6 protein-coding genes and 1 pseudogene are annotated in these 7,033 nt (G+C 65.5%); 6 read left to right on the forward strand and 1 reads right to left on the reverse strand.

The features are described from left to right. Window positions 1-637 precede the first annotated feature (637 nt). The 6 genes from ACGFZN_RS25460 (at window position 638) to ACGFZN_RS25485 (ending at window position 6,327) form a co-directional block, all read left to right on the forward strand. Window positions 638-1,066 carry a Fur family transcriptional regulator gene (locus tag ACGFZN_RS25460; RefSeq protein ID WP_393860778.1) on the forward strand — a complete coding sequence of 143 codons (429 nt, stop codon included), beginning with the start codon at window positions 638-640 and terminating at the stop codon, window positions 1,064-1,066. A gap of 433 nt (window positions 1,067-1,499) precedes the next feature. Continuing rightward, on the forward strand, window positions 1,500-1,907 hold the full coding sequence (locus ACGFZN_RS25465) for a gamma-glutamylcyclotransferase family protein (protein WP_393860779.1): 408 nt from the start codon (window positions 1,500-1,502) through the stop codon (window positions 1,905-1,907). A 114-nt stretch (window positions 1,908-2,021) separates the two neighbouring features. Then, window positions 2,022-3,149, forward strand: a complete 1,128-nt coding sequence (locus ACGFZN_RS25470; RefSeq protein ID WP_393860780.1) for a ferrochelatase — start codon at window positions 2,022-2,024, stop codon at window positions 3,147-3,149. Between the two features lie 350 nt (window positions 3,150-3,499). Then, window positions 3,500-3,949 carry a hypothetical protein gene (locus ACGFZN_RS25475; RefSeq protein ID WP_393860781.1) on the forward strand — a complete coding sequence of 150 codons (450 nt, stop codon included), beginning with the start codon at window positions 3,500-3,502 and terminating at the stop codon, window positions 3,947-3,949. Window positions 3,950-4,001: 52 nt separating this feature from the next. Beyond that, window positions 4,002-5,660, forward strand: coding sequence for a catalase (locus tag ACGFZN_RS25480; RefSeq protein WP_393860782.1), 1,659 nt, complete (start codon window positions 4,002-4,004; stop codon window positions 5,658-5,660). A gap of 211 nt (window positions 5,661-5,871) precedes the next feature. After that, window positions 5,872-6,327, forward strand: coding sequence for an ankyrin repeat domain-containing protein (locus ACGFZN_RS25485; protein WP_393860798.1), 456 nt, complete (start codon window positions 5,872-5,874; stop codon window positions 6,325-6,327). A 372-nt stretch (window positions 6,328-6,699) separates the two neighbouring features. On the opposite strand, the pseudogene ACGFZN_RS25490 reads toward ACGFZN_RS25485, so the two are convergent. Continuing rightward, window positions 6,700-6,868, reverse strand: a pseudogene (locus tag ACGFZN_RS25490) (ATP-binding protein); the annotation flags it as partial. Between the last annotated feature and the right edge of the window lie 165 nt (window positions 6,869-7,033).

A 7,033-nucleotide genomic window follows, 5' to 3' on the forward strand; every position in this document is an offset into this window, starting at 1 on the left:
GCCGCGCCTGTCACGTTCCAGGCCGCGCCGCCGCCCTGGCTGATCATCGCGAACCGGGCGTCACGCAACTACGCCGAAGTCCTGCCGACTGGGTTCGTTCCTGGTTTCCCTGTCGTAGTTCCCGTCACAACCGGGAGCCGCCCTCGGGCACGCCGGACGGGCGCACGCGCCCTTTGCCCCGCTTGAGCCGCTGGCGCGTGTGTATCGAGGCCCAGTGCCGTACAGCGCGATGGGTCTTGGCCGCTCCCCTCTGACGGGCACGAGCGACTTGGCGGCCTGCGTTCGGGGCCGTGCCGAGCTGGCCGAAGCGGTGACCGGCTGGGGCTCGCGGTCACCGGTCTTGCGCCTTCCGCACCCGGTCGGCGAGGAGGCCATTGACTCCGGGCGAGGGCACCCTTGGCGGATGCAGAAAGTCCCAGGTAGCCGTCACCCAAGAGTCGAGTTTTGACACTGTCCAAACTCGTGCGTAATGTTGGGGATGAGTGTCGGCAGCCTGAACGCCGGGGGGTGGGTACCCCTCGCGTAGTAGACATGCGTGCGTCACTCGGCCACAGGCGTGCCGATGAGGCTTGGCGCACCTGCATTGCGGCCGGCTGGCCCGCGGGCGGCGTCCGAATATTGAAGGAGTAGTACCGACATGGAACAGGACGCGGGCGAACTGCTCAAGCGCAAGGGGCTGCGCAGCACGTCGCAGCGTCGGGCTGTCCTGAGCGCGCTGCATGGCAGCCCGCACATGACCGCATCGGACCTAGAGGCCCGCATCGGCGTCGGCAAGGCGACTGCAGGCGGTCTGTCCCGGCAGGGCCTGTACAACGTGCTGGAGGATCTGACCAAGGCGCACCTGATCCGGTGTATCGAGCCCGCCGGTTCCCCGACCAGGTACGAACTGCGCGTGGGCGACAATCATCACCACCTGGTCTGCCGCAATTGCGGCCGGATCGAGGACGTCGACTGCGCCATCGGCGCAGCGCCGTGTCTCGATCCGGTGGAGGACAAGGGTTTCGCCATCGACGAGGCAGAGATCATCTGGTGGGGCCTGTGCACAGGGTGTCAGGCAGAGGTCTAGCACCACAGGCCACGCTTACTCGAGGTGCCGCAGCCGATCGGACGGCTGTGGCACCTCGTTTTTTGCCTCCCGAAGATTTGACTGAGTCAACTTTAGCTTCTAGTGTGGTTACCGCAGCTCACAGGCGGACCCCTGGTTCCTCCTGACGTCCGGCCAGCCCTCCTCTGCAGCGTGCACCGGAGGTTCGGATCGCTTGCCGCCTTTTCGACTGCGCGGCAGCTACGGCCCTGGACGGGCTACTGCACAGGTTTGGGTCGCTTGCCGCCTCTTCTTTGACCGTGTGGCACTACGACCCTGGACGGGCCGCTGCACAGGCCCTTCAGACCAAGCGAGGAAGCCGTCTATGTTCACCCCCCGAAAGGCCGGCAGGCAGGCCAGCCACGTCCCACCACTCAGCCGCAACACGGCTCCCGATTCGAGGAGCCATCGCGAAGTGGGGCTGTTCTCCTACGGCGCCCTTCAGGAGAGGCCGGTGCAGCAACTCATCCTGGGCAGGACCTTGGAGGGCAGGGCAGACCAGTTGCCTGGCTTCATCCTGACAGTCGCCGAACTCGGCGAAGAGGCAGCGCTCGTGTCAGGAACCTCCCGGCATCCGATGGCCACATTGGGTGCCACAGCAGGGGCGCACGTCTGCGGCACGCTCTATCGCGTCCTGCCCGCTGACCTGTCGGCTATCGACGCCCGCTGCGACATCTTGTTCCACCGCGTCACCCTCCTTCTGCGGTCCGGTGAGCAGGCATGGGTTTACGTGGACCGGCGATACCGTCCGCCGGCCCGGGCCGCCGCCCACCCGTCGACCGCGGCCGTCGCAGCCTGTGCGCGCCAGGCATCCACCGTCTAGGGACCAGCGCCGGTGTGGGACGCGCAGACACATCTGAGCTGCGTGCCACCGCCAGCCGCGACAAAATCCCCCATTCGTCCATGTTCCGACACCACTTCATCCAAGGAACCGCCGATGACCGCGTCCCACGAAAGTCGCCCCTACGATGCTTTGCTGCTTCTCTCCTTCGGGGGGCCCGAAGGCCCCGACGACGTGATGCCCTTCCTCGAGAACGTCACGCGGGGCCGGGGCATCCCCAAGGAGCGGCTCGCAGAGGTAGGCCAGCACTACTTCCTGTTCGGCGGAGTGAGCCCGATCAACGACCAGAATCGTGAGCTCTTGAGAGCCCTGCGCAAGGACTTCGCAGACAACGGTCTCGACCTGCCGGTCTTCTGGGGCAACCGCAACTGGGCCCCCTACCTCACCGACACCCTTCGCGACATGGTGCAGGCGGGACACCGGCGTGTGGCCGTCCTCGCCACGAGCGCGTACGCCTCCTACTCCGGCTGCCGTCAGTACCGTGAAGACCTCGCCGAGTCCCTCGCTGTTCTCGAAGCCGAGGGACTGTCCGCTCCGCGCATCGACAAGCTGCGTCACTACTTCAACCATCCCGGTTTCATCGAGCCCATGGTCGAGGGAATTCTGGATGCACTCGACCGCCTACCGGCCGCTACACGCCACAGTGCGCACATCGCCTTCACCACGCACTCTCTGCCTGTGGCGGCGGCCGATGCCTCCGGGCCCCCCGAATACCAGGGTCGACGAGGCAGCGGCGGTGCCTATGTCGCGCAGCACCTCGATGTCGCGCGGACGATCGCCCGCGCCGTACAGGAACGCACCGGCACCTATCGGCCCTGGGAGCTGATGTACCAGTCGCGCAGCGGGGCACCGCACATCCCGTGGCTGGAGCCCGACATCTGTGACCATCTCGCAGACCTGTACACCGCCGGCGTCGAGGCCGTCGTCATGGCGCCCATAGGCTTCCTGTCCGACCACATGGAAGTGAAGTTTGACCTCGACACCGAAGCGATGGACAAGGCGAACGAGCTCGGCCTGGCCGCTGTGCGATCCGCGACGGTCGGGGCAGACCCCCGCTTTGCCGCCGCCGTCAGGGAATTGCTGCTGGAGCGCGCGAAGGTGGAACGCGGAGAGGACCCGGGACGCGTTTGCTCGGTCGGCTCCCTCGGCCCAAGCCATCACGTGTGTCCTGCCGGCTGCTGCGCCACCCGCGAACCGCGTCCCGCAACGGCAGGGGTGGACTGAGCCGCCCTCACAGGTACCGGTCATGCTGTGCGTTCATTCCCTCCGGCAGCACCAGCGGCAGCGGCAGTACATGGCAAGGCGTCCGCCAACCCTGAACGCAAGGCGTGGAACCGCCTGACCCGGCGTTGCGAGTCGCTTTCCACCGTCGTTTCACAACGGCCGGACCAGGGGTGACTACGGCACTCACAACGATTGACGAAATTACTCAAGCGATGACGCAACAGCTCCCCGGAATCGCTATGGTCCCCCTATTCTCCCTGGTCAGAGGGCCTGCAAGTCGTTATTCGGGCAGCGCGGACACCTCCCCCTTCAGAATTGACACGGTCAATTCTGGTGGGCAGGATGAGGCCATGACCACGCCGGCCGACCTGCTCAGCCGGGCAGGGATTCAGAACACTGCTGCACACCGTGCGGTAGTCAGCATTTTGCAGAAGACACCCGCAATATCGGGCGCAGATATCCTCGTCACCCTCGCCTCCGATAGAGCCGACGCAACAGGCAGCCCCAGCACCGGCGAGTTGCAGCGTGTGCTCGCAGAACTGAGCGCAGCTGGTGTCGTCGGTCGCGTAAGCGCTGAGGGCGATGGCGACACCCACTACCACTTGATGCCCGCCTCAGGCCAAGCGCGGCTCGTGTGCAGGCGATGCGGCACAAGGGTCCAGGCAAGCATGGACACGGTCCACGCGCACCTTCCCGACCTGCACGGCACCGGCTTCAGCGCCGTCTTCGAGACGGACGTCATCTGGTGGGGGCTGTGCGAACGCTGCGTTCAACAGAACGCACAGGCTCAGCCCCAGTAAGACCACCGAGGAACCAGCGGCTCGTCCGAGCGCATCACGTAAGGAGCACTCCATGGCAGACAACACGGCGAACAGCCCACGGCCCGACGAGCGACCTGTCCTCACGAATCGTCAAGGTCATCCGGTGCACGACAACCAGAACCAGCGGACGATCGGTTCTCGTGGACCTGCGACGCTGGAGAACTACCAGTACCTGGAGAAGATCTCCCACTTCGACCGGGAGCGCGTACCGGAGCGAGTCGTGCATGCCCGGGGCGCGACGGCCTTCGGCTACTTCGAGGCATACGGGAAGGTCGGCGACGAGCCGATCTCGCGCTACACGCGGGCCAAGCTCTTCCAGGAGGCCGGCAAGCGGACGGATGTGGCGGTGCGGTTTTCGACGGTGGCCGGCGGCCGGGACTCCTCCGAGGTCGCGCGCGACCCGCGCGGGTTCGCCGTCAAGTTCTACACCGAGGACGGCAACTGGGACCTGGTGGGCAACAACATCGGGGTGTTCTTCATCCGCGACGCGATCAAGTTCCCCGACGTGATCCACTCTCAGAAGCCCGACCCTGTGACGTTCTACCGGCAGGACCCCAACCGGGTCTTCGACTTCGCAGCAGCCTCCCCCGAGTCACTGCTGATGTACACACTCATCTTCAGTCCCCGCGGGATCCCCTCCAGCTATCGCCACATGCAGGGCTTCGGCGTCAACACCTACAAGTGGGTGAACGCCAACGGGGACACGAAGCTGGTGAAGTACCACTGGTCACCCAAGCTGGGAGTGAAGTCTCTGACCGCGGCGCAGGCCGCTCAGATCCAGGCCCACGAGTTGGGCAGCCACACCAAGGATCTGTACGACGCCATCGCTCGTGGTGACTACCCCGAGTGGGAGCTGCGAGTTCAGATCATGGATGACCACGACCATCCCGAGCTGGACTGGGACCCACTGGACGACACCAAGGTGTGGCCGGAGAACGACTTCCCGCTCCTGCCCGTCGGCCGCCTCGTGCTGAACCGGGCACCGGAGAACTTCTTCGCCGAAAGCGAGCAAATCGCATTCGGCACCGGCGTCCTCGTTGACGGCCTGGACTTCTCCGACGACAAGATGCTGGTAGGACGGACCTTCGCCTACAGCGACACCCAGCGCTACCGCGTCGGCCCGAACTACCTCCAGCTCCCGGTCAACCAGCCCAAGAACGCCACCGTCAACACAAACCAGCGCGACGGTGCCATGACCTACCTGGTCGACTCCGGCGGCGCGGAGCCGTCCATCAACTACGAGCCCTCCGTGCGCGGCGGCCTGCGGGAGGCCGACTACCCCCACCCGGACAGGCAGGGCCCCGAGATCACCGGCCGCCTCACTCGCGCAAGGATCGAACGCACCAACGATTACCAGCAGGCCGGCGAGCGCTTCCTCCTGTCCGAGCCGTGGGAGCAGGACGACCTCGTCACCAACCTGGTCGACGCCCTGAGCCAGTGCGACCGCGTCGTGCAGGAACGCATGGTGTGGCACCTGTTCATGGCCGAAGACACCTACGGCCGCCGCGTCGGCGAGGGACTGAACATCACTGCCGACGACGTGCGCCACCTCGCACCGCTCCCTAGCCAGACCCTCACGGAGGAAGAACTCAAGCGGGCTGCGAACCTCGGCAACAACGGAACCCGTGACACCAAGGGCCTGATCATGACGCACTGCGTGCCCAACGACAACCAGATCGTCGCCATGTGAGGCACCTTTTAACCGGTACCGCCTGACCGGCTCAGTTCCGGCAGGCCGTACCCGACACACGGGTGAGCAATCGCGGCCTCCCTGCCGATCACCTGCAACGACGGTGAACCACCATCAACGGGGCGTGGCAGTGAACAAGCAGCTGACACGCCCCACTCGCCGGTTCCACGCCGCGCTCACTCGGAACAACACCACAGACAGGGGTCTTCGCATGTCCAATACAATTCCGCAGCATGCACAATTCGAACCTGGAGTCCTTGAGCTGACCTCGCGCCTCTTCGATCTGGCGCGTCACGGCGAAGCCGAAACCCTCGCCCGATACCTGGATGCTGGCGCTCCGGTCAATCTGACCAACGACAAGGGCAACACTCTGGTGATGCTCGCCGCGTACAACGGCCATCTACAAGCGGTGGCGGAGCTCCTCATGCGCGGCGCAGATCCTGACCGTCCTAACGACCGCGGCCAGACACCCCTGTCCGGCGCCGTTTTCAAAAACGAACTCGACATCATCGACTTGCTTCTGCACCACGGAGCTGACCCGCGCGCCGGTTCGCCATCAGCCCTGGAAACCGCACGCTTCTTCGCAAAGGACGAGACAACCAAACGGTTCGAAGAACACATCAGGGCGACAGCGGACCAGGCAACTCCTGCCGACATGCCGGAGTAAGGCCGGAAAGTCAGCTCACACCAGCGAGCAACGCACTGGAACCCTGGACGACCTGATTGACGATCCGCTCGGTCTCCCACCGGAACGACACAGCCGACGTCGCTACGTGCCTGCAACACATCCCCGCGCAGCTTCGACCAGGCACGCAGTGGGACGGTTTCGGTGCACCGGCCGGGGATCGACCAGGACGCGGAAGCCGATGCGCGGCCGGCTCAGCTCGCCGGGTTCCCCTGGGACAGTGGATCGCCGACGCCGCCGCTTCTACACCCGCGGCCGCCTGGACACCGACCGCATCACGCAGCTGGAGACGCTCGGCATGGTCTGGTCGCACAACGGCGTCGCGTGGGAGGAAGGGCTCGCCGCCCCTCGCGGGGCCATGACGATCTCGAGCCCATGCTGGCCGATGCGGGTCGGGGCCGGGCGAGAGGATCTGCGGTGGGGTGGGGTTGCTGTCCCAGACGGTCACTTCGATGGCGCCGCTCACGATCTCCAGGGTGAGCAGGCAGGGGCCGGGTGCGTAGTTGCGGGCGTTGGTGACCAGCACCTCGGTGTCGTCCTCCAGGTCGATCGTGTTCGCGACAGGGCCGTAGAGGAGGTCGGACGCGGCACTTACTGATCGTTTCAGAATGAGACGTGCAGGCCGGTCAGCTGTCAGCCGTCGAGGCGTTGGAGGATCTGGGTGAACTCGCCGTTCAGGATCAGACCG

It is taken from the genome of Streptomyces sp. NPDC048192 (assembly GCF_043202415.1).
In the GTDB taxonomy this organism is placed as follows: Bacteria; Actinomycetota; Actinomycetes; order Streptomycetales; family Streptomycetaceae; genus Streptomyces.

Excerpts from the sequence above, each read along its gene's own strand:
- ACGFZN_RS25480 (WP_393860782.1), top strand. The coding sequence starts at position 4,002 with ATGGCAGACAACACGGCGAACAGCCCACGGCCCGACGAGCGACCTGTC.
- ACGFZN_RS25460 (WP_393860778.1), top strand. The coding sequence starts at position 638 with ATGGAACAGGACGCGGGCGAACTGCTCAAGCGCAAGGGGCTGCGCAGC.
- ACGFZN_RS25475 (WP_393860781.1), top strand. The coding sequence starts at position 3,500 with ATGACCACGCCGGCCGACCTGCTCAGCCGGGCAGGGATTCAGAACACT.
- ACGFZN_RS25485 (WP_393860798.1), top strand. The coding sequence starts at position 5,872 with ATGTCCAATACAATTCCGCAGCATGCACAATTCGAACCTGGAGTCCTT.
- ACGFZN_RS25470 (WP_393860780.1), top strand. The coding sequence starts at position 2,022 with ATGACCGCGTCCCACGAAAGTCGCCCCTACGATGCTTTGCTGCTTCTC.